Below are 3,255 nucleotides of genomic sequence, written 5' to 3'. Positions count from 1 at the left end.
GGCAGATCACCAGGTACTCCTGCAACACCGTCAACCACTGGTACACGTCGAGGTGTCCCGCCATGGGGTGGTCGGCGGGCAACCGGTCGGGGATGTCGGACCCGACGTCGAGCAGGCAGGTCGCCACCACCGCGGCGACGTCTCGCGTGCGGGCGGCGACCTCGTAGGCCAGCATGCCGCCCATGCTGGCGCCGAACAGGATCAGTGGTCGCGGATCAGCGGCCCGTTCGGCGGCCACCAGGTCACAGAGCAACTCGATCCAGTCGTGGTAGCGCACTCCGGCCGGATCCGGTTCGACGGTGTCGCCGTACAAGGGCAGATCGGGGGCGAGCATCTCGATGCCGCGGCCGGCCGCGATCGCGGTCACGGGCCAGAGCGCGCCGCTGTATCCACCGCCGCCGTGGATGACCATGGCGCGCACCGGCGCGTCCGGGACCGGGGCGCGTGCGATGTGTACGGTGCGGCCCCGCCAGAGCCACCACGTGGTGGTCGGCGGGGTCAGCGAGGAGGTGTAGGTGTCGGGGAGGAACGCGGCGTAGCTCTCGATGTCCATGCCGCTATCGTCGAATCACATTGACGGCGTTGGCAACTCGCTTTTCGACGGCGGCTGAGCTGGGCTTCTGCGCCGTTGCTCAGGTTTTCAGCCGAGCTCGAAGTCCAGGCCGGCGAGATGTCCGCGGGCGCGGGCCCTGGCCACCGCGGTGAGCCCGGTGCTGTCGCGCAGCGCCTGCCAGCCCTCGCGGTCGTCACGGCCTTCGGGCAGGTCGAGCCAGCGCCGCAACAGGTCCGTGCGGCCCTGTCTGCTCACGGCGAGCACGGCGTCGCGCAGCGTGGCCGACAGTTGGGTGCGCAGTCGCGCGATCGCCGGCGACACCGACTGGGTGAGCAGCGGGCCGGGGTAGCGGGCGAGCGCGGATTCGACGTCACCGGCGTCGAGGTCGTCGAACACCTCACCGATGTCGCTGGTGATCGCCGTCGACAGCCGGTACGGACGGGAGGCGAGGTTCTCGGCGCCGACGACCTTGCGCAGCCGTGACATCTCGGCGCGGACGGTGACGACGTCGAGGTCCTTGTCGTCGAGCAGCAACGCCAGATGATCGGCCGACAGTCCTTCGGGATGGCGGCTGAGCAGGACCAGGATGTCGGCGTGCCGGCCCGTCAGCTGGGTGGCCTGAAGATGGCCGTGCCGGTCGGTGGTCACCCAGCGCGGCCGGTCACCGCCGAGCACGACCAGGTGTGGTCTGCGCGCGGCCGGTTCGACGCCGACGTCCGACACCCGCAGCAGCGCGAGGTGGTTCTCGACGGCCACCGCGGTGGCCCGCACCAGGGCCAGCGTCTGCGCCGAGGCGACCTGCTCGCCGCCGGTCAGGTCGATCGCACCCAGCAGCGCGCCGGTGGCGGGGTCGTGCACCGGCACCGCCGTGCAGCTCCACGGCTGCACGATGCGGGTGAAGTGTTCCGAGCCGCGGATCTGCAGCTCGCGGTCCAGCGTCAGCGCGGTGCCGGGCGCGTTGGTGCCCGCGCTGCGCTCGCTCCAGTCGGCGCCGGGGACGAAGTTCATCGCCTCGGCCTTGCGGCATGCGGTCGGGTCGCCCTCGACCCACAACAGCGTGCCGTCGGCGGCGCTGACCGCGACCACAACGCCCGAGTCGACGGCGTCGTCGACGAGCAGCCGCCGGATGACCGGCAGTGCCGGCGCCAGTGGATGGGTCTCGCGCAGCCTCTCGATCGCGGTGACGGCGGCCCGCGCACCGGCGAGGTCCGGATCGACACCGCCGGCCAGACTGCGCTGCCAGCTCTGCGCGACGACCGGGCGCACCGCGGTGGAGTCGAGGCTGGTCGCGTCGATCTTTCCGGCGACGAAGAGTTCGTGGACAGCGCGCAGCCGCCTGGACGTCGGGCGGGCCGATGCCCGTCCGACCGAAGCTTCAGAGGTCGCCACCCGGCGTTCCTTTGTGTCCGCCACCACAGCCACCCTAACGCAGCGTCGGCGGAGGGAGTACTGCGCGGCCCCCGATCGGCTCCCCTCCTCCCGGGGGCCGCGCAGTCCCGGTGAGGCGTCAGGCGCCCCAGGCGTTGGCGGCCCTGCGGTCGGTGTCGGCGACGTCGTCCGCGCCGTCACGTACCGCGTTGCCCAGGCTGATCAGGATCTCGTTGAGCGCCGCCGCCGACTGTTCCCAGCGGGCCTGCTCGACGCGGTACGCCTCGGCGGACTCACGGGTCCACGTCGCCTGCAACGGGGCGATCTGGGCGCGCAGATCGTCCAGGGCGCCGTTGAGGCGCGCGGAGGTGCGATGGATCTCCTGGCGGACGGTGTACTCGATCTCGCCGAAGTCGTAGGACAGCGTGCCGGCCATGTTCGTCACCTCCTAAAGCTGCGCCGCGACGGAGGCGATCCGCTGCGAGTGACCGTCGGCCACCTCACGCAGCACGCGCTCGTTGTCCCGGATCGTCTCGGCGATACGTTGCAGCGCGGCATGCAGTTTCAGCGACTCGGCGTTCCAGCGCTCGACCACGTCGCGGAACCGGACCGCGGCGACCCCGCCCCACACCGACGGCGGCACGTTGCTCATCGCGCCGATGAACGAACCCAGCATCGCCCGGATCTCCTCGTTGCGGGCGTCGGTCTTGCCGGCGACCGCCAGCATGAGGTCGAAGTCGGTGGTGAGCGCAGCCCCGGCGGGCCCTGACGGTGTCGGCATGTGGAGTCCTCTCGTAGCCTCGGATCGCGATATACAAGTTGGACGCACCGGGTCCGAGTTCGGTTCCATCGTCGTGCAATTCACCGCACGGCGCGGGCCGAGCGCACCGCCTCGTCGCACACGCCCTCGACCGCGGACTGCTGTCCGGGCGCACTCTGGCAGCCGATCGCGATGCGCAGCGTGCCGTCGACCAGCACGCTCCACCGGGTCTGGCTGTCGGTCCGCCGCTCCAGGTAGGTGACCACGGGTCTGCCGGCACGCTCACCGCCGGCGTCGAAGTCCACGAACACCCCGGGAGTCTCCGATTCGATTGCCTTCCAGAGTGTTTCGGCGACCTCGGGGACGGTGGCCGGAACCCCGTCGGCCTGCGTGATGTGCAGGGCGGGCAGGCCTCCGCCGTCAGCGACCCGGACCCGCGCCGATCCCGGTCCGGCCGTGACGCGCTCGACGGTCCAGGACGCGGGCACCGAGACCCCGACCCGGCCCTCCACCAGCAGCCTCGTGCCGGGAGGCGCCGCCGGCCGGTCCGACAGGGCCTGGGCCGCCCATCCGC

General features: G+C 71.7%; 5 protein-coding genes. All 5 read right to left on the bottom strand.

Annotated elements, in window-relative coordinates; genetic code table 11:
- Positions 1–553 (bottom strand): alpha/beta fold hydrolase (locus tag ASJ79_RS21155; RefSeq protein WP_156448558.1); only part of this gene is annotated, 553 nt, incomplete at its 3' end.
- An 87-nt stretch (positions 554–640) separates the two neighbouring features.
- On the bottom strand, positions 641–1,942 hold the full coding sequence (locus ASJ79_RS21150; RefSeq protein WP_067959498.1) for a GAF domain-containing protein: 1,302 nt from the start codon (positions 1,940–1,942) through the stop codon (positions 641–643).
- Between the two features lie 118 nt (positions 1,943–2,060).
- The gene (locus ASJ79_RS21145) at positions 2,061–2,357 is read right to left on the bottom strand and encodes a WXG100 family type VII secretion target (RefSeq protein WP_067959495.1); all 297 of its coding nucleotides are present in this window, start codon (positions 2,355–2,357) and stop codon (positions 2,061–2,063) included.
- Between the two features lie 12 nt (positions 2,358–2,369).
- Positions 2,370–2,702: a WXG100 family type VII secretion target gene (locus tag ASJ79_RS21140; protein WP_067959492.1), complete on the bottom strand. Its 333-nt coding sequence runs from the start codon at positions 2,700–2,702 to the stop codon at positions 2,370–2,372.
- Positions 2,703–2,782: 80 nt separating this feature from the next.
- Positions 2,783–3,255 (bottom strand): type VII secretion-associated protein (locus ASJ79_RS21135; RefSeq protein ID WP_156448557.1); only part of this gene is annotated, 473 nt, incomplete at its 5' end.

Origin of the sequence: Mycobacterium sp. NAZ190054, assembly GCF_001545925.1 — a bacterium.
Classification (GTDB): Bacteria; Actinomycetota; Actinomycetes; order Mycobacteriales; family Mycobacteriaceae; genus Mycobacterium.
The sequence above is the reverse complement of the archived record's forward strand: the minus strand, read 5'-3'. Positions and strand labels throughout refer to the sequence as shown.